At 72.0% G+C, this 21,943-nt stretch carries 18 protein-coding genes; 11 read left to right on the top strand and 7 right to left on the bottom strand.

Translation table 11 applies throughout. The annotated features are described in order from the left end of the window. Nucleotides 1–169: 169 nt before the first annotated feature. Both metK and OG379_RS07170 read left to right on the top strand, forming a co-directional pair. Nucleotides 170–1,378: a methionine adenosyltransferase gene (gene metK / locus OG379_RS07175; RefSeq protein WP_362929204.1), complete on the top strand. Its 1,209-nt coding sequence runs from the start codon at nucleotides 170–172 to the stop codon at nucleotides 1,376–1,378. 119 nt (nucleotides 1,379–1,497) lie between these two features. Then, nucleotides 1,498–3,642, top strand: coding sequence for a primosomal protein N' (locus tag OG379_RS07170; RefSeq protein WP_405660492.1), 2,145 nt, complete (start codon nucleotides 1,498–1,500; stop codon nucleotides 3,640–3,642). 48 nt (nucleotides 3,643–3,690) lie between these two features. Here OG379_RS07170 and OG379_RS07165 read toward each other — a convergent pair whose 3' ends face one another. Beyond that, a complete protein-coding gene (locus OG379_RS07165) occupies nucleotides 3,691–4,203 on the bottom strand; it encodes a hypothetical protein (protein WP_401522922.1) in 513 nt (170 codons plus the stop codon). 259 nt (nucleotides 4,204–4,462) lie between these two features. Between OG379_RS07165 and fmt the strand changes: the two genes are divergently transcribed. Both fmt and OG379_RS07155 read left to right on the top strand, forming a co-directional pair. Beyond that, nucleotides 4,463–5,395: a methionyl-tRNA formyltransferase gene (gene fmt, locus OG379_RS07160; RefSeq protein ID WP_405660489.1), complete on the top strand. Its 933-nt coding sequence runs from the start codon at nucleotides 4,463–4,465 to the stop codon at nucleotides 5,393–5,395. 78 nt (nucleotides 5,396–5,473) lie between these two features. Beyond that, the gene (locus OG379_RS07155) at nucleotides 5,474–6,907 is read left to right on the top strand and encodes an RsmB/NOP family class I SAM-dependent RNA methyltransferase (RefSeq protein WP_405660487.1); all 1,434 of its coding nucleotides are present in this window, start codon (nucleotides 5,474–5,476) and stop codon (nucleotides 6,905–6,907) included. A gap of 72 nt (nucleotides 6,908–6,979) precedes the next feature. On the opposite strand, the gene OG379_RS07150 is transcribed toward OG379_RS07155, so the two are convergent. The 4 genes from OG379_RS07150 to OG379_RS07135 form a co-directional block, all read right to left on the bottom strand. Next, nucleotides 6,980–7,915 carry a TauD/TfdA dioxygenase family protein gene (locus OG379_RS07150; protein ID WP_405660485.1) on the bottom strand — a complete coding sequence of 312 codons (936 nt, stop codon included), beginning with the start codon at nucleotides 7,913–7,915 and terminating at the stop codon, nucleotides 6,980–6,982. A 65-nt stretch (nucleotides 7,916–7,980) separates the two neighbouring features. Next, nucleotides 7,981–8,817 (bottom strand): ABC transporter ATP-binding protein, encoded by an 837-nt coding sequence (locus OG379_RS07145; protein WP_405660483.1) that lies wholly within the window; start codon nucleotides 8,815–8,817, stop codon nucleotides 7,981–7,983. Further along, a complete protein-coding gene (locus OG379_RS07140; RefSeq protein WP_405660481.1) occupies nucleotides 8,801–9,856 on the bottom strand; it encodes an ABC transporter substrate-binding protein in 1,056 nt (351 codons plus the stop codon). Before OG379_RS07140 ends, OG379_RS07145 begins: the two co-directional genes overlap by 17 nt. A 71-nt stretch (nucleotides 9,857–9,927) precedes the next feature. Next, the gene (locus OG379_RS07135; protein ID WP_405660479.1) at nucleotides 9,928–10,812 is read right to left on the bottom strand and encodes an ABC transporter permease; all 885 of its coding nucleotides are present in this window, start codon (nucleotides 10,810–10,812) and stop codon (nucleotides 9,928–9,930) included. A gap of 533 nt (nucleotides 10,813–11,345) precedes the next feature. On the opposite strand from OG379_RS07135, the gene rpe reads away from it, so the two are divergent. Further along, nucleotides 11,346–12,029: a ribulose-phosphate 3-epimerase gene (gene rpe / locus OG379_RS07130; RefSeq protein ID WP_362929473.1), complete on the top strand. Its 684-nt coding sequence runs from the start codon at nucleotides 11,346–11,348 to the stop codon at nucleotides 12,027–12,029. 138 nt (nucleotides 12,030–12,167) lie between these two features. After that, nucleotides 12,168–13,154, top strand: coding sequence for a sugar-binding domain-containing protein (locus tag OG379_RS07125; protein ID WP_362929676.1), 987 nt, complete (start codon nucleotides 12,168–12,170; stop codon nucleotides 13,152–13,154). A 58-nt stretch (nucleotides 13,155–13,212) separates the two neighbouring features. Here the strand turns inward: OG379_RS07125 and OG379_RS07120 are convergent, their stop codons facing one another. Next, a complete protein-coding gene (locus OG379_RS07120) occupies nucleotides 13,213–14,265 on the bottom strand; it encodes a terpene cyclase (protein ID WP_405660476.1) in 1,053 nt (350 codons plus the stop codon). A 294-nt stretch (nucleotides 14,266–14,559) separates the two neighbouring features. Between OG379_RS07120 and OG379_RS07115 the strand changes: the two genes are divergently transcribed. The 5 genes from OG379_RS07115 (at nucleotide 14,560) to OG379_RS07095 (ending at nucleotide 21,034) form a co-directional block, all read left to right on the top strand. Beyond that, entirely contained in the window at nucleotides 14,560–16,026 is a 1,467-nt protein-coding gene (locus tag OG379_RS07115) for a GuaB1 family IMP dehydrogenase-related protein (RefSeq protein WP_393765768.1), read from the top strand. A gap of 203 nt (nucleotides 16,027–16,229) precedes the next feature. Beyond that, the gene (locus tag OG379_RS07110) at nucleotides 16,230–17,690 is read left to right on the top strand and encodes an aldehyde dehydrogenase family protein (RefSeq protein ID WP_405660474.1); all 1,461 of its coding nucleotides are present in this window, start codon (nucleotides 16,230–16,232) and stop codon (nucleotides 17,688–17,690) included. A 117-nt stretch (nucleotides 17,691–17,807) separates the two neighbouring features. After that, nucleotides 17,808–18,266, top strand: a complete 459-nt coding sequence (locus OG379_RS07105; protein ID WP_104790440.1) for an Lrp/AsnC family transcriptional regulator — start codon at nucleotides 17,808–17,810, stop codon at nucleotides 18,264–18,266. A gap of 232 nt (nucleotides 18,267–18,498) precedes the next feature. After that, on the top strand, nucleotides 18,499–19,296 hold the full coding sequence (locus tag OG379_RS07100; RefSeq protein ID WP_405660472.1) for a carbon-nitrogen hydrolase family protein: 798 nt from the start codon (nucleotides 18,499–18,501) through the stop codon (nucleotides 19,294–19,296). Nucleotides 19,297–19,342: 46 nt separating this feature from the next. Continuing rightward, the gene (locus OG379_RS07095) at nucleotides 19,343–21,034 is read left to right on the top strand and encodes a flavin monoamine oxidase family protein (protein WP_405660469.1); all 1,692 of its coding nucleotides are present in this window, start codon (nucleotides 19,343–19,345) and stop codon (nucleotides 21,032–21,034) included. 15 nt (nucleotides 21,035–21,049) lie between these two features. Here the strand turns inward: OG379_RS07095 and OG379_RS07090 are convergent, their stop codons facing one another. Next, nucleotides 21,050–21,760, bottom strand: a complete 711-nt coding sequence (locus OG379_RS07090; RefSeq protein ID WP_405660466.1) for a DUF5995 family protein — start codon at nucleotides 21,758–21,760, stop codon at nucleotides 21,050–21,052. Nucleotides 21,761–21,943 lie beyond the last annotated feature (183 nt).

The following is a 21,943-nucleotide window of genomic DNA, read 5'->3' as shown; positions in this document are numbered from 1 at the left end:
TTGTCGTACCGCCGTCAACAGTGCCGCAGGTCACAGACCTCCCAAGGGGCGAGACACGTGCCCCAATCACCGGAAGCGACCGATAAACTGGTCGACGGAATGTGCCGGGCGCAGCTCCCGGAATTCCGACAATGATCAGCCAGCAGCCGCTGCAACCCCAGGGAGCGATGTGTCCCGCCGTCTCTTCACCTCGGAGTCCGTTACCGAGGGCCACCCCGACAAGATCGCTGACCAGATCAGCGACACGATTCTCGACGCCCTCCTGCGTGAGGACCCCTCCTCGCGCGTCGCCGTCGAGACCTTGATCACCACCGGTCTGGTGCATGTCGCGGGTGAGGTCACGACCAAGGCCTACGCCGACATCCCCAACCTCGTGCGCAACAAGGTGCTGGAGATCGGCTACGACTCCTCCAAGAAGGGCTTCGACGGAGCCTCCTGCGGCGTCTCGGTGTCCATCGGGGCGCAGTCCCCGGACATCGCCCAGGGTGTCGACACCGCGTACGAGAAGCGGGTCGAGGGCGACGAGGACGAGCTCGACAAGCAGGGCGCGGGCGACCAGGGGCTGATGTTCGGCTACGCCTGCGACGAGACACCCGAGCTGATGCCTCTGCCGATCTACCTCGCGCACCGGCTCTCGCGCAGGCTCTCCGAGGTCCGCAAGAACGGGACCATCCCGTACCTGCGTCCCGACGGCAAGACCCAGGTCACCATCGAGTACGACGGCGACAAGGCCGTCCGCCTCGACACGGTCGTCGTCTCCTCGCAGCACGCCTCGGACATCGACCTGGACTCGCTGCTCGCGCCCGACATCCGCGAGTTCGTCGTCGAGCACGTCCTCAACCAGCTCATCGAGGACGGCATCAAGCTGGACACGGACGGCTACCGCCTCCTGGTCAATCCGACCGGCCGCTTCGAGATCGGCGGCCCGATGGGCGACGCGGGCCTCACCGGCCGCAAGATCATCATCGACACGTACGGCGGCATGGCCCGCCACGGTGGCGGCGCGTTCTCCGGCAAGGACCCGTCCAAGGTCGACCGCTCGGCCGCGTACGCCATGCGCTGGGTCGCCAAGAACGTCGTGGCGGCCGGGCTCGCCACCCGCTGCGAGGTCCAGGTCGCCTACGCGATCGGCAAGGCCGAGCCGGTGGGCCTGTTCGTCGAGACCTTCGGCACCGCCGCGGTCGACACGGAGAAGATCGAGCACGCGATCGGTGAGGTCTTCGACCTCCGCCCGGCCGCGATCATCCGCGACCTCGACCTGCTCCGCCCGATCTACGCCCAGACCGCGGCGTACGGGCACTTCGGCCGCGAGCTCCCCGACTTCACCTGGGAGCGCACCGACCGCGTGGACGCGCTGCGCCAGGCAGCGGGGATCTAGCACCGCTCGCCGTCCTGCACGACAGGGGCCCGGACACCGCACGAGGTGTCCGGGCCCCCGCGCGTGCGGCTCTTCCGGGCAGCCGGGGCGTGTCAGTGGTGTCTGGTAGGAATGTGGCTGTGAGCAGCGACGACGAGCGGTCCGACGAGCCCGGGTCCGGGGCACCGGAGCAGCTTGCGCTCATCCGGGAGACGGTGCGCCGGGCCAAGGTGCCGCGTGCCAAGCCGCGGACCTGGCGGGGCGCCCCGCTCGCCGAGAAGCTCCCGGTCGCCCGCGTCCTGGTGAACAAGGGCGCACTCCACCTCGACCAGTACTTCGACTACGCCGTACCCGTGGAGCTCGACGCGGACGCGCAGCCCGGTGTCCGGGTGAGGGTGCGGTTCGGGGCCGGAGGACGTCAGGTCCGCGGCGGGCGACGCGAGGGCGGCGGGCTGATCGACGGCTTCCTGATCGAGCGGCGGGCCTCGTCGGACTACCAGGGGGCCCTGGCCGCCCTCGCCTACGTCGTCTCGCCGGAGCCGGTGCTCGGACCGGAGCTGCTCGAGCTCTCGCGCGCCGTCGCCGACCGTTACGCCGGAAGCCTCGCGGACGTGCTGCAGCTCGCGGTGCCGCCGAGGAACGGCCGCGCCGAGTCCAAGCCCTCACCGGCCCCCCTGCCGCCGCCTCCTGTCCCGTCGCCCGGCACCTGGGAGCGCTACACCCAGGGCCCGGGATTCCTGCGTGCGCTGGCCGAGGGCGGGGCGCCCCGGGCCGTCTGGACCGCGCTTCCCGGACCGCACTGGCCCGAGGAGATCGCCCGCGCGATGGCCGCCACCCTGGCCTCGGGGCGGGGCGCGCTCGTCGTCGTACCGGACGGGCGGAGTGCCGGGCGGGTGGACGCCGCGCTCACCGCGGTGCTGGGGGAGGGGCGCCACGCGCTGCTGACCGCCGACTCCGGACCGGAGAAGCGCTACCGGCAGTGGCTGGCCGTCCGGCGCGGCTCCGTGCGCGCGGTGGTCGGAACCAGAGCCGCGATGTTCGCCCCGGTGGCGGACCTGGGCCTGGTGGCCCTCTGGGACGACGGAGACTCCAGCCACAGCGACGACAACGCCCCCTTCGCGCACGTCAGGGAGGTCCTGGAGCTGCGGGCGGCGCACGGCCGCTGCGCGTTCCTGCTCGGCGGCACGAGCTGCACGGTGGAGGCCGCCCAGCTGGTCGAGAGCGGCTGGGCCCTGCCCCTGCGCGCGGACCGGGACCAGCTGCGGGCCGCGGCCCCCCTCGTGCGCACCGTCGGCGACGGGGAGCTCGCGCGGGACGGCGCCGCCCGCTCCGCACGGCTGCCCAGCCTGGCCTGGCAGACCGTACGGGACGGCCTGCGCAGCGGTCCCGTGCTCGTCCAGGTGCCGCGCCGGGGCTACGCGCCCAGGCTGGCCTGCGAGCGCTGCCGCGAACCCGCCCGGTGCAGGCACTGCGCGGGGCCGCTGCAGGCACCCGACCAGCAGGATCTCAACTGCGCCTGGTGCGGGCGGGCCGAGACGGCCTGGAGCTGCGCCGCCTGCGGCGGCGTCCGGCTGCGGGCGCAGATCGTCGGCGCCCGCAGGACCGCCGAGGAGCTGGGACGGGCGTTCCCCGCCGTCCCGGTGCGGACGTCCGGGCGCGACCATGTGCTGGACTCCGTGCCCGGCCAGCCCGCCCTGGTGGTCAGTACCCCCGGCGCGGAGCCGGTCGCCGAGGGCGGCTACGCGGCGGCGCTGCTGCTGGACGGCTGGGCGATGGTCGGCCGGCCAGACCTGCGGGCGGGCGAGGAGGCCCTGCGGCGCTGGACGGCCGCCGCCGCGCTGGTCCGGGGGCAGCCGGAGGGCGGCACGGTGGTGATCGTGGCCGAGCCGACCCTGCGGCCCGTGCAGGCCCTGGTCCGCTGGGACCCGGTCGGTCACGCCCGACGTGAGCTCGCCGAACGCGCCGAGCTCGGCTTCCCGCCGGTGTCCCGGATGGCCTCGGTGACCGGCCCGCCGGAGGCGGTGGCCGCCTACCTCGCCGGAGCGGACCTGCCGCCCGAGGCGGAGGTGCTCGGCCCGGTCCCCGTGCCGGCAGCCACCCCCGGCAGGCCCCGCCGACAGGGAGACGCACCCACCGGCGAGACCTGGGACCGTGCGCTGGTCCGGGTCCCGCCGGGGCGGGGAGCGGCGCTGGCGGCCGCCCTGAAGACGGCGCTGGCGGCCCGGACGGCCAAGGGGACCGGAGATCCCGTACGGATCAGGATCGATCCGCCGGACATCGGCTGAGGCGGCCGGGAAGGGGCGGAGGCGCCGCCCCGCCTTCACCGCCGTCCGTCAGCCGTTGCGCGGCCCGGGGAAGGCGCCCGGGCGGTCCGACGGCTGCGGCGGCATCGAGCGGGCCGGGGGCACGGTGGGCAGCACGGAGGAAGAGCCCGGCGTCGCGGGCACCGCACGCGTCGCGTTCTCGGAGGCGGCCTCCGCCGATCCGGGCTGCGGGGTCGCGCGGCGCGCGCCGTAACGCCGGTGCACCGCCTGCTTCGTGACCCCGAGGGCGGAACCCACCGCGTCCCACGAGAAACCCAGCGAGCGGTCGAAGTCCACCGCCGCGGTGACCAGCGTCTCGACGCTGTCCCGCAGTTCCTGGGCGAGCCGGACCGTCGGGGCCGGCGCCCTGCCGTAGACGACGAAGCCCGCGGACGGGCCGGAGCGGCGCGGACGGTAGACGTTGCCCAGCTGAGCAGTGAGCGTACGCAGCGCATCCACCTGCCGCCGGACCCGCTCGATGTCCCGCACCAACAGGTGCAGACTGGCACGCGCTTGGGCGTCGTGGGTTGCGTGGTCGGCCATGAACAAGCCTCTCGAACCGGCGTTGAAAGGGATCGGACCGCGCGGCGGCGGCCCACTTCGGTCAATCTCACTTGACCAACGCGTCACCCGGCCATGTGGTCACGCAATAGGGGCGTATGTGCATATGCGCGGGGCGCGCGGACCTGCGTACGCCCCCCGCCGTCCGGCCCGGGGAGGCCGGGCGGGACCACGGGGTGACCCCCTAGACTGGTGTGCTGCTCGCCACGTACGTTCCGGCCCGAGAGGCAGTCCGCCACCCATGAAGCTCGTCTTCGCAGGCACCCCCGAGGTCGCCGTCCCCGCCCTGGACGCCCTGATCGCCTCCGACCGCCACGAGGTGGCCGCCGTGGTGACCCGCCCCGACGCTCCGGCCGGGCGGGGCCGCCGGCTGGTCGCCAGCCCCGTCGCAGAACGCGCCGAGGAGGCGGGCATCGAGGTACTCAAGCCCGCCAGGCCGCGCGACGAGGACTTCCTGGCGCGCCTGCGCGAGATCGCACCGGACTGCTGCCCCGTCGTCGCCTACGGCGCCCTGCTGCCCAAGAGCGCGCTGGACGTGCCGGCCAGGGGCTGGGTCAATCTGCACTTCTCGCTCCTGCCCGCCTGGCGCGGGGCCGCCCCCGTGCAGCACTCGGTCATGGCCGGCGACGAGGTCACGGGCGCGTCAACCTTCCTGATCGAGGAAGGGCTGGACTCCGGACCGGTCTACGGCGTCCTCACCGAGGAGGTCCGGCCCACCGACACCAGCGGAGACCTGCTCACCCGGCTGGCCTTCGCCGGCGCCGGGCTGCTCGCGGCGACCATGGACGGCATCGAGGACGGCACTCTGCACGCCGTCCCGCAGCCCGCCGAGGGCGTCACCCTCGCACCCAAGATCACCGTCGAGGACGCCCAGGTGCAGTGGTCCGCCCCCGCACTCAGGGTCGACCGCGTCGTGCGCGGCTGCACCCCCGCGCCGGGGGCATGGACCCTCTTCCGCGGGGAGCGCCTCAAGCTGGTCCAGGCGGCGCCCGTCCTGGACCGCACCGATCTCGCCCCCGGCGAGCTCTCCGCGGGCAAGAACAACGTGTACGTGGGCACCGGCTCGCACGCCGTGGAGCTCCTCTGGGTCCAGCCGCAGGGCAAGAAGCCGATGCGGGCCGCCGACTGGGCCCGCGGTGTGCGCATCGCCCACGGGGAGCTCCTGGGGCTCTGAGGCCCCGGGGCAGGGGGCGGGCCCGGCGACGTACGCTGGACGGGTTCGTCCCCTCACCATCAGCGGAGCACCTTTCACGTGAACGACCAGCAGCGTCGCCGTCCCTCCACACCGCACCGGCGTCCCAAGAAGGACCCGGTCCGGTTCCTCGCCTTCGAGGTGCTCAGGGCCGTCGACGAGCGCGACGCCTACGCCAACCTCGTCCTTCCCCCGCTGCTGAAGAAGGCGCGCGCCAAGGGCGACTTCGAGGGCCGGGACGCGGCGCTGGCGACCGAGCTGGTCTACGGGACGCTGCGTCGGCAGGGCACCTACGACGCGATCGTCGCCGCCTGCATCGACCGGCCGCTGCGCGAGGTCGACCCGCCCGTGCTCGATGTGCTCAACATGGGCGTCCACCAGCTGCTCGGCACCCGCATCCCCACCCACGCGGCCGTCTCCGCCAGTGTGGAGCTGGCGCGGGTGGTGCTGGGCGAGGGCCGCGCCAAGTTCGTCAACGCCGTGCTGCGCAAGGTCTCCGCTCACGACCTCGACGGGTGGGTGGAGCGCGTCGCGCCCGCGTACGACGAGGACGCCGAGGAACACCTCTCCGTGGTCCACTCGCATCCCCGGTGGATCGTCTCCGCCCTCTGGGACGCCCTGGGCGGCGGCCGCGCCGGGATCGAGGACCTGCTGGAGGCCGACAACGAGCGGCCCGAGGTGACCCTGGCCGCCCGCCCCGGCCGCTCCACCACCGAGGAGCTGCTGGACGCCCTCGGTGAGGAGAGCGGGCTCCCCGGCCGCTGGTCGCCGTACGCCGTGCGGATGGCCGAGGGTGGCGAGCCCGGCGCCCTGGCCGCCGTACGGGATGGCAGCGCCGGTGTGCAGGACGAGGGCAGCCAGCTCGTCGCCGCAGCCCTGGCCAACGCCCCCGTCGAGGGCGACGACACCCGGTGGCTGGACGGCTGCGCCGGTCCGGGCGGCAAGGCCGCGCTGCTGGCCGCGCTCGCCGCCGGACGCGGCGCGACCCTGCTCGCCGCCGAGAAGCAGCCGCACCGCGCCCGGCTCGTCGAGCGCGCGCTGGCCGGCAATCCGGGGCCGTACCAGGTGATCACCGCCGACGGCACCCGGCCGCCGTGGCGGCCCGGCTCCTTCGACCGGGTCCTCATGGACGTCCCCTGCTCCGGCCTCGGCGCGCTGCGCAGGCGCCCGGAGTCCCGCTGGCGGCGCCGCGCGGAGGACCTGGAGCGCTTCGCCCCCCTGCAACGCGGTCTGCTGCGCGAGGCGCTGAAGGCCGTACGGGTCGGCGGGGTCGTCGGTTACGCGACCTGCTCACCGCACCTCGCGGAGACCAGGGTCGTCGTCGAGGACGTGCTCAAGGGGCGCGGCGGGGAACCGTTCGAGGCGGAGTGGGTCGACGCCCGACCGCTGCTGCCCGGAGTCCCCGCCCTGGGCGACGGGCCCGACATCCAGCTGTGGCCGCACCTGCACGGCACCGACGCGATGTACCTCGCGCTGCTGCGCCGCACGGGCTGACCCGGCGGCGCCCGCCCGCGTCGGACCGGCCGGTCGGCGCGGGCGGGCGCCGTACCCGCCTCGAACCGGCCGTCAGCGCGGGCGGTCTCCCGCGACGGCGACACGTTCGGCCACCCTGCGGTGCGGGGCGTAGTCGTTCACCGCGTAGTGCTGCGTCGCCCGGTTGTCCCAGAACGCGACGTCCCCCGCCCGCCAGGTGAAGCGCACCTGGTACTCGGGCACGTGCGCCTGCTGGAACAGCAGCCGCAGCATCCGGTCGCTCTCCTCCTGGTCCCAGCCCACGATCCGGGTGGTGAACGAGGTGTTGACGAAGAGCATCCGGCGCCCGGTGGCGGGGTGCGTCCGCACCACGGGGTGCTCGACCGGCGGGAAGCGGTCCTGGAAGCGGACCAGCCGCTCCTCGGGGGTGAACCGCGCGAATCCCGGCACGAAGTCGTGCACCGCCCTCGCCCCTTCGAGGCGGGCCTTCACCTCCTGCGGAAGGTTGTCGTACGCGGCGGCCATGTCGGCCCACATCGTGTCGCCGCCGTACGGGGGCACCTCGCGCAGGTGGAGGACCGCGCCGAGCGCGGGCCGCTCGCGGAACGTCACGTCGGTGTGCCAGACGTTCTCGAAGCTCGGCGCGGACGAGCGGTCGAAGCGCGCCACCTCCGGATCGTCCCCGGCTGCCAGCAGCGGATTGGTCTCCAGCTCGCCCCAGTTGCGGGCGAAGGCCCGCTGCTCGGCCGAACTGGGGTGCTGTCCGCGGAAGAAGAGCACCTTCCACTCCAGCAGCGCCCGGTCGAGCTCCGCGCGCACGGCGGGCGTGAGCGGACGGGTCAGGTCCACACCGCCGATCTCCGCCCCGATCACCGCGCCGAGCGGAACGACGTCGAACAGCGTGTAGGGCCGGTCTGGCTGACCCGGTGCCAGCCTGCGCAGCTCGCGGGGCCCTTCGTAGAGCCCGTCCGGAGGCAGCCGGGAGGTGCGCAGCGCGGGGACCGAACCGATGGAAGCGGTGGGGGACATGGGGACTCCTGTCTGCGTGGGGGGTGGTGCGGGGCCGCCTGCCCGGGGCGGCCGGCCCCGGCGGTTCAGCGGGCCGCGTCGCGTACCGCCGCTCCGATCTCGGCGCGCAGCGCGGCGTACTCGGGCAGCCCCCGCAGTCCGTCCGGGTCCTCATCTCCGGTGCGGGGCAGGGGGATCGGGATGTCCAGGGCGACCGTACCCGGCCCGGCGCTCAGGACGACGGCTCGGGTACCGAGGAAGACGGCCTCGTCCACGCTGTGCGTGACGAAGACCGAGGTGATCCCCGTCCGGGAGCTCACCGCTCTCAGGTCCTCCTGGAGCCGCTCACGGGTCAGCGCGTCCAGGGCGGCGAACGGCTCGTCCAGCAGCAGCAGATCCTTGCCGCCGGCCAGCGCCCGGGCGATGGCGACCCGCTGCTGCTGGCCCCCCGATATCTGCCAGGTCCTGCGCCGTGCGGTCCCGGCCAGCCCGACCCGGTCCAGCAACTCCTCGACCCGCGAGGGACGTCCGGCCCGGGGAACTCCGGCGTAGCGCAGCGCCAGGGAGATGTTCTCGCCGACGGTGCGCCAGGGGAACAGCCGTGGCTGCTGGAAGACGACTCCCGCCTGACGTCCCGGTTCGGGCGTCCGGCCGTGCACGGTGACCTCGCCCCGGGAGGCGTGCTCGAAGCCGGCGATCAGTCGCAGCAAGGTGCTCTTTCCGCTCCCGGACGGGCCGACGAGCACCAGGAACTCACCGGCCGGGATGTCGAGCGACAGCGGGCCGAGGGCCGTCACGGCGTCAGCGCCGCGACCGTAGCGGTGGGTCACCCCACGCACGGACACGGCGGGTGCGAGGGCCGTGGTCCCGGCTTCCCCGGAGCTGTCCCCGGCGTCGGTGCGGTGGTCATTCGGAGACGGCATCGCTGAGCCCTTCCACGTACACGGCCTTCTCAAGCTCGGAGAGTTCCGGTGCGGCCGGAATCTGCTTCTGCCCGGCCAGGAACTCCGCCGCGCTCCGCAGGTTCTGCGCCAGGTCGCCGACCCGGCCCGGGCGGCCGAGCCACTTGTCGTCGGCCTGTTCGGCCGGCTTGAGGAAGATGCCCTGCTTCAGCTGGGCGGCGGCGTCCTCGGGGCTCGTCCCGAGCTGCTTGCCCACGGCCTCGGCGGCCGCCGACGGGTCGTCATGGATCAGGTCCAGTGCCTGCGCCTGGGCCTTGCGCCAGGTGGCGATGACCTCGGGCTGTTTCTCGATGAAGGCGGTGGACGCCACCCCCAGGTCGAGCGTGGGCTTGCCCGACGCGGCCAGTTCCCGGCTGGAGAGCAGGGTCTTGCCGGTCTTCCCGAGCTCGTCCAGCGTCGGGAGCCAGACGTACGCGGCGTCGATGTCCCCACGGGACCAGGCCGCGACGATGTCCTGCGGTTCGAGGTCGAGCAGATCGACCTCCGACGCGTCCACGCCCGCCTTGTCGAGCGCGGCGAGCAGACTGTAGTGCGAGGTGGAGCTGAAGGGTGTGGCGACCTTCCGGCCCGCGAGATCCTCGACCCCCTTGATGCCGGAACCGTCACGGGCCACCAACGCCTCGTTGTCACCGGCGACATCCAGCACCCAGGTGACCTTGTACGGGATGTTCAGCGGCGCGGACAGACCGCGCGCCACCGGACTGGAGCCGATCGCGGCCAGATCGACCGAGCCCGCGACGAAGGCCGTGTTGATGGTCGCGCCCGAGTCGAATTTGATCCACTTGATCGTGTGGTCCGGCAGGGCCTTCTCCAGCAGGCCCTTCTCCTTCACGATCAAGTCACCGCTGGGGAAGGCCTGGTAGCCGATCCGTATCGTGCTGCCGCCGCCCTGGTCGTCACCGCCTCCGCCACCGCCGGTACCGCAGGCGGTCACGACGACGAGTGCTCCCAGAGCCGCGACGAGCGTGGAGGTGCGGCGCGTACCGCGTGTTCCGGGCATGGGGTAGTCCTTCGTTCGTTGATCGGATTCGGGAGCACGGGGAGAGGGACGACGAGTCCGGGGCACAGGGGTCATGACAGCCGGCGCCAGGGGGCGAGCCGGTTCTCGGCGCCCCGCAGCAGGGCGTCGATCAGCAGGCCGGACACACCGATCGCGAAGAGTCCGAGGACGACCACGTCGGACTGGTTGTAGCGCTGGGCGTCGCGGATCATGCCGCCGATGCCGGGCAGCCCGTTGACGGTCTCCGCGGCGACCACCGAGGAGTACGCGATCCCGAAGGCCAGCCGTACGCCGACGAGGATCTCCGGCAGTGCGGACGGCAGGACGACGGAGGCCACCACCTGGGAGCGGCGTGCCCCGATGGCCCGTGCGGCCTCCACCAGCGAGGCCGGCGCGGAGGCGACGGCGGACGCCGTGGCCACGGCCACGGGCGGCATGGCGGCGATCGCCAGCAGCCACAGCTTGGGCGCCTCGTCGATGCCGAACCAGATGATCAGCAGGCTGAAGTAGGCGAGCGGCGGCAGGGTACGGAGGAAGGCCACCGCCGGTTCGAACACCACCCGTACCCACGGCAAGGTGCCCATCAGGACCCCGGCCACCAGCCCTGCCAGGACCCCCGCGCCCGCACCGACGGCGATCCGCCGCAGGCTGATGCCCAGATGTTCGATCAGGGTGTGGCCCTGATAGCCCCGCACCCCGTCATGCGTCCCGGACGTCTCGACGAGCGCGTCCCAGACCGCCGAGGGCGGTGGCACCAGCAACGGGGACCACAACCGCAGAGCGGTGACGAACTGCCAGAGTGCGAGCAGCACGACCAGCGCGAGCAGCCGCAGGCCCACCCTGCGCAGCCGCGCGGCCCGCTCCGGTGAGCGGCGGCGCGGAGGGGGCACGGGAGCGGGTTCACCGGAGAGCGCCGGGCCGGACGGCTGTTTCTCCGTGGTGGTGGGCGTGGTCATGGCGGACTCCGTCGGGAGGGGCGCCGCGGACACAGGGCCGCCGGCAGGGCGGACAGGGCCGGGCAGGCGGACGCGGAGCGCGGAGGACCGCGCCCGCGGCAACGGGGGAGGGGACCGCAGAACCGACGGGCCGGTGCGCCGTACACGGACGGAGACGTCCGGTCCGGCTCACGGACAGGGTTCTGAGGGATGAAGCCGGCTCACCCGAGGGGCGGCCGGAAGGCGGGCGGACGACGCCGCACAGTTCTGGAAGCGCTCAGCGCTGCCGGGCCAGGCTCAACAGGAGCAGCTGGTCACACGGCAGAGATCGATGCTGAGGCGCTCCTTCAGGAACTGGTCGCTGATCACGGGGATTTTCTAACACAGCCGCATGGCCCGCACCAGGGGCTGTCCGCGCCCTGGTACGGACCGGGCGGGTCCTCCGCCCGCCGGGTCCGCCGAAAAGCCGCGAATGCGCGAACCGTGATGATCCCGTGAGGCTTTGAGGCGCACCGAGGCGGGGAAGCGGCGCCGGGCATGGCAGGCTTGGGTGCATGGCCCAGATCAACCCCAGCATCCTGTCCGCCGACTTCGCCCGTCTCGCCGAGGAGGCGAAGGCCGTGGAAGGCGCCGACTGGCTCCATGTAGATGTCATGGACAACCATTTCGTGCCCAACCTGACCCTCGGCGTGCCCATCGTGGAGGCGTTGAGCAAGGCGACGGACACCCCGCTGGACTGCCACCTGATGATCGAGAACGCGGACCGGTGGGCTCCGCAGTACGTCGAGGCCGGTGCGGGCTCGGTCACCTTCCACGCGGAGGCCGCGGCGGCCCCCGTGAGGCTGGCCCGGGAGATCAGGGCCAAGGGCGCCCGAGCCTCCATGGCGCTCAAGCCCGCGACGCCCATCGAGCCGTACGAGGACCTGCTCCCCGAGCTCGACATGCTGCTGATCATGACGGTGGAGCCCGGCTTCGGAGGCCAGGCGTTCCTCGACATCATGCTGCCGAAGATCCGCCGGACGCGTGAGCTGATCTCCAAGCACGGCCTGGAGCTGTGGCTCCAGGTCGACGGCGGAGTCTCGGCCACCACCATCGAGCGGTGCGCCGAGGCCGGCGCGGATGTGTTCGTCGCCGGCTCGGCGGTGTACGGGGCCGAGGACCCGGCCGAGGCGGTGCGGGCGCTGCGCGCGCAGGCGGACACGGTCACGGCTTCCGCGCCCTGGGCATGCGGCCACTGAACCAACCTCGGATGAACGCGGCCCGACGGGTCTGACCAGGGATCGCCGCATCTGACAGGATGAACGGCGTATCAGCGTGTGAACAGCAGTGAGGAGATCGCGGTGTCTGGCATCTCGGCGGGTCGGTCAGCCATGCGGATGGGACCCGCGGAGCTGGTGCAGGCGGCGGCCATGGCCCGCCGGTTCTACCTCGAGGGAAAGTCGAAGATCCAGATCGCCGAGGAGTTCGGCGTCAGCCGCTTCAAGGTGGCCCGGGTCCTGGAGACAGCCCTCGAGCGTGATCTCGTACGGATCGAGATCCGGGTACCGGCGGAGCTGGACGCGGAACGCTCCGACGCGCTCCGGGCCCGCTACGGCCTGCGGCACGCCGTCGTGGTCGAGTCCCCCGCGGAGGAGCAGGACGACGCCGCCGATCCGGAGAATCTGGGTGAGGTGGCGGCCGAGCTGCTCGGCGAGCTCGTGAACGAGGGCGATGTGCTGGGCCTCGCCTGGGGCCGCTCCACCATCCACATGGCGGCGGCCCTCGACCGGCTGCCCCCGTGCACGGTCGTGCAGCTGACCGGTGTCTACGACGCGGGTACGGCCGAGCGCGGCTCGGTCGAGGCGGTCCGCCGCGCAGCGCAGGTGTCCGGCGGGGAGGCGCACCCGATCTACGCTCCGATGCTGCTGCCCGATCCGGCGACGGCGGCCGCGCTGCGCCACCAGACGGGAATCGCCCGCGCCTTCGAGTACTTCGACAAGGTGACGGTCGCCGCGGTCTCCATCGGATCCTGGGAGCCCGGCATCTCCACCGTCCACGACATGCTCTCGGACGAGGAGCGCGCCCACTACGCCTCGCTCGGTGTGGCGGCGGAGATGTCCGCCCACCTCTTCGACGCGAACGGGCGCCGGGTCGGCCGGGACCTGGGCGAGCGGTGCATCACCGTGGAGGCCGACCGGCTGCGCCGGATCCCCGAGGTGGTGGCCATCGCCGGCGGACAGCGGAAGGCGGCGGCGATCGGCGCCGTGCTGCGTTCGGGGCTGGTCACCAGCCTCGTCACGGACACCGCCGCCGCCGACTACCTCCTGACGGAGTTCGCCGCGGGACAGCGCCCGGCGCTGGAGCGGGCCGACCCCGACGACTGACCGAGGACAAAGGGGAGGCCGGGCACCACACGGTGCCCGGCCTCCGCCATGTCCTGCTTCAGCCGCTGCCCCCCGCGCCCAGCCGCGCGTGGTCCGGGCTCACGCCGAGCACGGACTCCTCCAGATAGGCCCCGGGCTCCGCGTACTGGCTGACGTCCGCCGGGTTGTAGCGGGGGGTCTGCCGGGACCAGTCCAGATTTCCGCGCATCCAGCTCCGCATCCCGTCGAGATAGGGCACGAGCAGGCCCGCCAGCTCCGGGTACAGTCCGAGCAGCTCGGCCTCCGCGTCGAGGAAGCGTCTCGTCTCGTCGGCTATCTCCGCACATACGTGCTCCAGCGCCTGGCGCTCACCGTAGCCGCGATGGTGCCGGACCAGATGGACGAGATTGTGGATCTCGCCCAGCACCTGCTCCTTCTCGTAGGAGTAGACGTCGTTCGCCCAGCACACGACGTTGCAGGCGGCTTCGAGCGCCGTGATGAACCGGGCGTCGTTGTGGATCGACTCGGGCGCCCCGATGCCGGCCACGATCTCTATCAGGTCCATGCACACATGGATGGCCCCGGTGTGCCGGCGCTTGGCGATGTACGTCGCCTCGGACGGCACGACCCCGTCGGCGCGGTTCCCCGCCTCCCAGGTGGTGGCGGTCGTCAGATACGTCATGAGGTGCCAGGTGAAGCGGGCGCGCCAGTGCGGGGCGGCCCTCGGGATCGTACGTTCCCACAGGTCGGCCAGGGCGACGAGCGCGGCGGGGGCCTCCTCGTCGGGCAGGGGCGCGGAAGCCCCGCCCTCGATCACGGCGCGCATCCGCTCCACCACGTCGCGTACGCGTTCCGGGCTGCGGCCCAGGTGCCCGTCGTCCAGCTGGTCGTCGACGAGGAAGAGCCAGACGAACCAGTCGGCGACCAGGTCGAGGTGCTCGCTGTCGGCCGTCGGGTGGACCATGCCCACGAAGGCGCCGAAGTCTGCCTGCTCGAAGCGCTTCCTGGCCGATTCCCGGTGCACCAGACCGGTGCGCCGCGTCCAGGCGTCGAGGTGCTCACGGGTGTGAGCCACGTGCGGATTGCTTCGCTGGGGGAACGGGCAGTAGATGTCGGGCAGTTCGCTCTCCACAGGCGGATCCCCATCCTCTCCGGCCAAACGCGTGACAGGTGTTCCGGGTTCGTGGGCGGTGTCGCGCCTACCGCATGGACCTGCGTCTTTGAAGCTACCTGACCCCTCGTCACCCGGTCCAGGGATAGTGATCACGAAGGAGCGAATACCGTTCGGGTAGGGTCCATGGGTAAGGCAGGCTTCCACTTGCCCGGCCCCCGGGCAGCCTCCTTGGAGGAACTGACGAACGCGGGGGTCCATTGCTGTGTCTTCGTGGAAACGACCTGCACCGTTTCGTATGAAAAAATGGGTGTTATGCGTTTTCTTGAGCCCGGCACCGGTCGCTACACGACCTCTCCCTCGGTCCCCTACGACCTCACGTACGACGATGTCTTCATGGTCCCCGGCCGCTCCGCGGTCGGTTCCCGGCAGGCCGTGGACCTCTCGTCGCCGGACGGCAGTGGCACCACCATCCCGCTCGTCGTCGCGAACATGACCGCCATCGCGGGCCGCCGGATGGCCGAAACCATCGCCCGCCGCGGTGGTCTGGTCGTGATCCCGCAGGACATCCCGATCGAGGTCGTCACCGAGGTCATCGGCTGGGTCAAGAAGCGCCACCTCGTGCTCGACACGCCCATCGTGCTGGCCCCCGGCCAGACCGTCGCCGACGCGCTGTCCCTCCTGCACAAGCGGGCCCACGGAGCCGGCGTCGTCGTCGACGCCGAGAACCGTCCGGTCGGTGTCGTCACCGACCACGACCTCACCGGCGTGGACCGCTTCACCCAGCTCTCCGAGGTCATGTCCAAGGACCTGGTGGTGCTCGACGCGGACATCGATCCGCGCGAGGCCTTCAACAAGCTCGACGGCGCCAACCGCAAGCTCGCACCCGCGGTCGACGCGGACGGCCGGCTCGTCGGCATCCTCACCCGCAAGGCCGCGCTGCGCGCGACGCTCTACACCCCCGCGACGGACGCGGACGGCAAGCTGCGGATCGCGGCGGCCGTCGGTATCAACGGCGATGTGGCGGGCAAGGCCAAGCAGCTCCTGGACGCCGGTGTCGACACCCTCGTCGTGGACACCGCCCACGGTCACCAGGAATCCATGATCAGCGCGGTCGCCGCCGTCCGGGCGCTCGACCCGGCCGTGCCGATCGTCGCGGGCAACGTCGTGGCAGCCGAGGGCGTGCGTGACCTGATCGAGGCCGGCGCCGACATCATCAAGGTCGGCGTGGGCCCGGGCGCGATGTGCACCACCCGCATGATGACCGGCGTCGGCCGGCCGCAGTTCTCCGCCGTGCTGGAGTGCGCCGCCGAGGCCAAGAAGCACGGCAAGCACGTCTGGGCCGACGGAGGCGTCCGGCACCCGCGCGACGTGGCGATGGCTCTGGCCGCCGGCGCGTCCAACGTGATGATCGGTTCCTGGTTCGCCGGGACGTACGAGTCGCCCGGCGACCTCCAGCAGTCCGCCGACGGGCGGTACTACAAGGAGTCGTTCGGGATGGCCTCGGCGCGCGCGGTCAAGAACCGCACCTCGGAGGAGTCCGCCTACGACCGGGCCCGCAAGGGACTGTTCGAGGAGGGCATCTCCACCTCGCGGATGTTCCTCGACCCGACCCGCCCCGGTGTGGAGGACCTGATCGACTCGATCATCGCCGGTGTCCGTTCCTCCTGCACCTACGCGGGCGCCTCCTCGCTCGAGGAGTTCGCCGAGAAGGCGATCGTGGGTGTCCAGAGCGCCGCGGGCTACGCGGAGGGCAAGCCGCTCCACGCCAGCTGGAGCTGATGCCGGGGGCCCCGGCGGCCCTGTGGCACGAGTGCCCCTCCCCGCCGTTCGCGCGGGGAGGGGCACTTTTCGTGTGTGCACCCGAGGTCATGGCTGCCTGACGGCATTCACAGGCGAGCGCTCCCGTCTCCCCTTCAACATGGTTGAAGGATAAGTAATATGAGCCGCAATCAGCTGCCCGCCCCTCTGCGGTAAGGGATCCCATGAGCTCCTTCTTCACCGACCTGGCCCAGCAGTACATCGACGGCGAGTGGAGGCCGGGGAAGGGGTCCTGGGACATCATCGACTTCAACCCGTACAGCGGGGAGAAGCTCGCCTCGGTCACCGTCGCCACGGCCGGTGAGGTCGACCAGGCCTACCGCGCCGCCGAGCGGGCCCAGCCGGAGTGGGCCGACACCAACCCCTACGCCCGGCGGGCGGTGCTGGAGAAGGCGCTGCGGGTCGTCGAGGAGCGCGAGGCCGAGATCAGCGAGGCGATCGTCGCGGAGCTCGGGGGCACCCGGCTGAAGGCGGGCTTCGAGCTGCATCTGGCCAAGGAGTTCCTGCGCGAGGCGGTCCAGCTCGCACTGCGGTCCACCGGGCAGATACTCCCCTCGCCGACCGAGGGCAAGGAGAACCGCGTCTACCGGCTGCCGGTCGGGGTCGTGGGTGTCATCAGCCCGTTCAACTTCCCCTTCCTGCTGTCGCTCAAGTCGGTGGCGCCCGCGCTGGCCCTCGGTAACGCCGTGGTCCTCAAGCCGCACCAGAACACCCCGGTCTGCGGCGGCACACTGATCGCCAAGGTGTTCGAGGAGGCGGGGCTCCCCGCCGGACTGCTGAACGTCGTGGTCACCGACATCGCCGAGATCGGCGACGCCCTGCTGGAGCACCCCGTCCCGCAGGTCATCTCCTTCACCGGGTCGGACAGGATCGGCCGCCACGTCGCCACGGTCTGCGCGGCCAACCTCAAGCGCGCGGTGCTCGAACTCGGCGGCAACAGCGCGCTGATCGTCCTGGACGACGCCGACGTGGACTACGCCGTCGACGCGGCCGTCTTCAGCCGCTACGTCCACCAGGGCCAGGTCTGCATGGCGGCCAACCGCATCCTGGTGGACCGCTCGGTGGAGCAGGAGTTCACCGAGAAGTTCGTCGCCAAGGTCGCCTCCCTCCGCGTCGGCGACCCGGCCGACCCCGCGACCCACATCGGCCCGCTGATCAGCTCCTCGCAGGCCGACGCCGTGTCCAGGCTCGTCGACGAGACCGTGGCGGCGGGCGCCACGGCACTGCTGCACGGCCGAAGCGAGGGCAATGTGGTGAGCCCGTCCGTCCTGACCGGCCTCGCCGCCGATTCCCCCGTCCTGCAGCAGGAGATCTTCGGTCCGGTGGCCCTGCTCGTCCCCTTCGACGGGGAGGACGAGGCCGTACGGATCGCCAACGACACCCCGTACGGACTGAGCGGCGCGGTCCACACCGGCAACATCGAGCGCGGCGTGCGGGTGGGGCAGCGGATCCGCACCGGCATGATCCACATCAACGACGGCACGGTCCACGACGAGCCCATCGTCCCCTTCGGCGGGGAGAAGAACTCCGGCCTCGGGCGGCTGAACGGCGAGTCGATGCTCGAAGCGTTCACCACGCAGAAGTGGATCTCGGTCCAGCACGGCCGCTCGGAGTTCCCCTTCTGACCGGTCGTCCCCCGCGGTGAGCGCGCCCTCGCGGGGCGCGCATGGTCTACTTCGGGGGCGGCCGAAGACCCCGGCCGCCCCCGACACCTTCCGCCGCAGAGAAGTGATCCACCCGAAGTGCGCCTGAACGACCTCGACGAACGCATCGTCCACGCCCTCGCCGAGGACGCCCGCCGCTCCTACGCGGACATCGGCGCCCTCATCGGCCTCTCGGCACCCGCGGTGAAGCGCCGCGTGGACCGGCTGCGCGCCGAAGGGGCCATCACGGGCTTCACCGTGCGCGTCGACCCGGCGGCCCTCGGCTGGGAGACCGAGGGGTTCATCGAGATCTACTGCAGCCGCAACACAGCCCCCGAGGCGATCAAGCGTGGCCTCTCCGCCTATCCGGAGATCGCGTCCGCGTCCACGGTGACGGGCGACGCCGACGCGGTCGTGCAGGTCTTCGCCGCCGACATGCGCCACTTCGAGCAGGTGCTGGAGCGGATCGCGGGCGAGCCCTACGTCGAGCGGACCAAGTCGGTCCTCGTGCTCTCGCCGCTGCTGCGGCGGTACTCCTCCTCCGGCCCGCCGGCCTGACCTCGTACGGGCGTCGCGGGAGCCGGGCCCCTGGCCTGCGGGCGGGTGCGGGGGAGACCGAAATCACTCGTCCGGCCTGCGAGGACGTCCCACGCAACAAATCACCGCATCGGCTGCTTTTCACGCAACGGATCGACGGTACACGCGCAACAATCGCGCCTTGTCGGCCGTGATCCCCGCGCCGTACCTTCAATACGTCTCCCCACCCCGCCCGTCCCGCCCGAGGTCAGCCATGCCGCCGTTGCGTACCGCCCTGCTCCAGAGCTCCGGACGAGCCGGCTCCGTGGACGGCAACCTCGCGGCGCTCGACGAGGCCGCCGCACGGGCCGCCGCCGCGGGTGCCCGGCTGCTGGTCTGCCCGGAGCTGTTCCTCACCGGATACGCCATCGGTGACGCCGTCCCCGAGCTGGCCGAACCCGCGGACGGACCCTCCGCGCGAGCCGTCGCCGGCATCTGCGTACGCCACGGCCTCGCCATCCACTACGGGTACCCGGAGCGTTCGGGCGAGGCGGTCTTCAACGCGGCACAGCTCATCGGCCCCGACGGGGTGCCGCTCGCCAACTACCGCAAGACCCACCTCTACGGCGGCTTCGAGGAGGAGTGGTTCACCCCCGGCGAGCAGCCGGTGGTGCAGGCCGAGCTGGACGGCGTACGGGTCGGGCTGCTGATCTGCTACGACGTCGAGTTCCCGGAGAACGTGCGCGCGCACGCCCTGGCCGGGACCGAGCTGCTGCTGGTCCCGACCGCGCTGATGCACCCCTTCACGTTCGTCGCCGAATCCGTCGTGCCGGTGCGCGCCTTCGAGAGCCAGCTCTACATCGCGTACGTCAACAGGGCAGGCAGCGAGGGAGAGTTCGACTTCACCGGGCTGAGCTGCCTGGCCGGCCCCGACGGCACGGTCCGCGTCCGCGCCGGCCGCGGCGAGGAGCTCCTCGTCGGCGAGGCCGACCCCGGCCTGCTCGCCGGGTCGCGCGCCGCCAATCCGTACATCGAGGACCGGCGGCCGGGCATGTACGGCTCCCTGGTCTGAGCACCCGTCCCCGTTCCACGCTTCCCCCGCAAGGAGTCCGTACCCCATGACGTCCACGGTGCCCAACGCCGTCCAGCACACCGACGCGCAGCCGCCGATCACCATGTTCGGGCCGGACTTCCCGTACGCCTACGACGACTTCCTCGCCCACCCGGCGGGCATCGGACAGATACCCGCCACCGAGCACGGCACCGAGGTGGCCGTCATCGGCGGGGGCCTCTCCGGCATCATCACCGCGTACGAACTCATGAAGATGGGGCTGAAGCCCGTCGTCTACGAGGCGGACCGCATCGGCGGCCGGCTGCGCACCGTCGGCTTCGACGGGTGCGACCCCTCGCTGACCGCCGAGATGGGCGCCATGCGCTTCCCGCCCTCGTCCACGGCGCTCCAGCACTACATCGACCTGGTGGGGCTGGAGACCAAGCCGTTCCCCAACCCGCTCTCCCCGGCGACCCCCTCGACCGTCGTCGACCTCAAGGGCGAGTCCCACTACGCGCGCACCATCGACGACCTGCCCCAGGTGTACCGCGAGGTGATGGACGCCTGGAACTCCTGCCTGGAGGAGGGCGCGGACTTCTCCGACATGAACCGCGCGATGCGCGAGCGTGACGTACCGCGCATCCGGGAGATCTGGGCGGAGCTCGTCGAGAAGCTCGACGACCAGACCTTCTACGGCTTCCTCTGCGGCTCCGAGGCCTTCGCCTCCTTCCGGCACCGCGAGATCTTCGGGCAGGTCGGCTTCGGTACCGGCGGCTGGGACACCGACTTCCCCAACTCGATCCTGGAGATCCTCCGCGTCGTCTACACCGAGGCCGACGACCACCACCGGGGCATCGTCGGTGGCAGCCAGCAGCTTCCGCTGCGCCTCTGGGACCGCGAACCTCAGAAGACCGTGCACTGGCCGTACGGCACGTCGCTGTCCTCGCTGCACGACGGGCAGCCGCGCCCCGCAGTGACCCGGCTCGACCGCACGGCGGGTAACCGGATCACGGTCACCGACGCCACGGGTGACATCCGCACCTACCGGGCGGCGGTCTTCACCGGACAGTCCTGGCTGCTGCTCTCCAAGATCGCCTGCGACGACGCGCTCTTCCCCATCGACCACTGGACGGCGATGGAGCGCACCCACTACATGGAGTCCTCCAAGCTGTTCGTGCCCGTCGACCGGCCGTTCTGGCTCGACAAGGACGAGGTCACCGGCCGGGACGCGATGTCCATGACGCTCACGGACCGGATGACCCGGGGGACGTACCTCCTGGACGACGGGCCCGACAAGCCGGCCGTCATCTGCCTCTCCTACACGTGGTGCGACGACAGCCTGAAGTGGCTGCCGCTCTCCCCGAAGGAACGCATGGACGTCATGCTCAAGTCGCTCGGCGAGATCTATCCGGGCGTCGACATCCGCAAGCACATCATCGGCAACCCGGTCACCGTCTCCTGGGAGAACGAGCCGTACTTCATGGGCGCGTTCAAGGCGAACCTGCCCGGCCACTACCGTTACCAGCGCCGCCTCTTCACCCACTTCATGCAGGACCGGCTGCCCTCCGACAAGCGCGGCCTGTTCCTCGCGGGCGACGACATCTCGTGGACGGCGGGCTGGGCCGAGGGAGCCGTACAGACCGCGCTGAACGCCGTATGGGGCGTGATGGCGCAGTTCGGCGGCGCCACCGACCCGGCGAACCCGGGGCCGGGCGACGTCTTCGACGAGATCGCGCCGGTCGAGCTCCCGGAGGGCTGAGACGGGCGCGCCGCCTCAGCGGCACGGAGTGAGCAGGAAGCGCCCCACCAGGCCGGCTCCGGCATCCATCCGTGCCCTGAACTCCTCGGCCAGAGGCGGCACTCCACGCAGCTGCCACAGCATCCGGGCCGCCGACCAGGACGCCTCGCGGGCCCGCTCCAGACTCCAGGCCCCCGCGAGATGGATGAGGGGATCGGCGACCTGCAGCAGATCGGGGCCGGGCATCAGATCCTCGCGGATCTGTTCCTCCAGCAACACGAGGAGATCGCCCACCCGGTCGAACTCCTCCTTGAGGTCCGGCGGAGCGCAGTCGAGCGTACGGCAGGTGTCCACGACGGCCAGGGCGAGATCGTGCCCGATGTGCGCGTTGATACCCGCCAGCGCGAACTGCAGGGGACGTACGCCCGGATGGCGGCGGTACTGGAACAGCGGGCGCCAGCACTCGGGCGGACGGTCGCCCGAGACGGCTGTGTCGACCGCCGCCAGATAGTGCTCGGCGAACCGCACGTCCAGTGCGGACACGGCCTCCCGGTCCGTGAACGCGCCGTCCGTGATGTGCCGGCCGACCGCCTCCGTCACCGTCAGATAGATCTGGTTGAAGACCGCCACACCGTCCTCGGGCGGCCAGTCGGAGCGGAACGCACGCATCCGCTCGATCACCGTGCCGACATCGGTCACCGCGCCGGCCGCGCCGGCCGGGATTGCGAACTGCTCGATCCGGTCCATGCGGGCAGCGTCCCAGCCATGGGCTCGCCACGGCGCCGACGGGCCGGAGACTTCATCGGAACGGACGAACACCGGGCGCCGGGGGAGGGGGCGGGCAGTGCCGGGCGTACACGCGGAGGGCAGGACCGGGGCGAGGCGCCCACCCCGTCCGCCTCGCCCTCGGCCTGCGTGACGGCCACCCCG

It is taken from the genome of Streptomyces sp. NBC_01166 (genome assembly GCF_045039765.1).
Classification (GTDB): Bacteria; Actinomycetota; Actinomycetes; order Streptomycetales; family Streptomycetaceae; genus Streptomyces.
Note: the sequence above shows the minus strand (reverse complement) of the source record. Positions and strands in the feature narration are given on the sequence as shown.

What these genes read in the sequence shown, in the direction of transcription:
- OG379_RS07165 (WP_401522922.1), bottom strand. Translation starts at nt 4,203, where the DNA reads ATGGCCGACCACGCAACCCACGACGCCCAAGCGCGTGCCAGTCTGCAC.
- OG379_RS07150 (WP_405660485.1), bottom strand. Translation starts at nt 7,915, where the DNA reads ATGTCCCCCACCGCTTCCATCGGTTCGGTCCCCGCGCTGCGCACCTCC.
- fmt (WP_405660489.1), top strand. Translation starts at nt 4,463, where the DNA reads ATGAAGCTCGTCTTCGCAGGCACCCCCGAGGTCGCCGTCCCCGCCCTG.
- rpe (WP_362929473.1), top strand. Translation starts at nt 11,346, where the DNA reads ATGGCCCAGATCAACCCCAGCATCCTGTCCGCCGACTTCGCCCGTCTC.
- OG379_RS07125 (WP_362929676.1), top strand. Translation starts at nt 12,168, where the DNA reads ATGGGACCCGCGGAGCTGGTGCAGGCGGCGGCCATGGCCCGCCGGTTC.
- OG379_RS07140 (WP_405660481.1), bottom strand. Translation starts at nt 9,856, where the DNA reads ATGCCCGGAACACGCGGTACGCGCCGCACCTCCACGCTCGTCGCGGCT.
- OG379_RS07090 (WP_405660466.1), bottom strand. Translation starts at nt 21,760, where the DNA reads ATGGACCGGATCGAGCAGTTCGCAATCCCGGCCGGCGCGGCCGGCGCG.
- OG379_RS07110 (WP_405660474.1), top strand. Translation starts at nt 16,230, where the DNA reads ATGAGCTCCTTCTTCACCGACCTGGCCCAGCAGTACATCGACGGCGAG.
- OG379_RS07115 (WP_393765768.1), top strand. Translation starts at nt 14,560, where the DNA reads ATGCGTTTTCTTGAGCCCGGCACCGGTCGCTACACGACCTCTCCCTCG.
- OG379_RS07100 (WP_405660472.1), top strand. Translation starts at nt 18,499, where the DNA reads ATGCCGCCGTTGCGTACCGCCCTGCTCCAGAGCTCCGGACGAGCCGGC.
- OG379_RS07095 (WP_405660469.1), top strand. Translation starts at nt 19,343, where the DNA reads ATGACGTCCACGGTGCCCAACGCCGTCCAGCACACCGACGCGCAGCCG.
- OG379_RS07135 (WP_405660479.1), bottom strand. Translation starts at nt 10,812, where the DNA reads ATGACCACGCCCACCACCACGGAGAAACAGCCGTCCGGCCCGGCGCTC.
- OG379_RS07145 (WP_405660483.1), bottom strand. Translation starts at nt 8,817, where the DNA reads ATGCCGTCTCCGAATGACCACCGCACCGACGCCGGGGACAGCTCCGGG.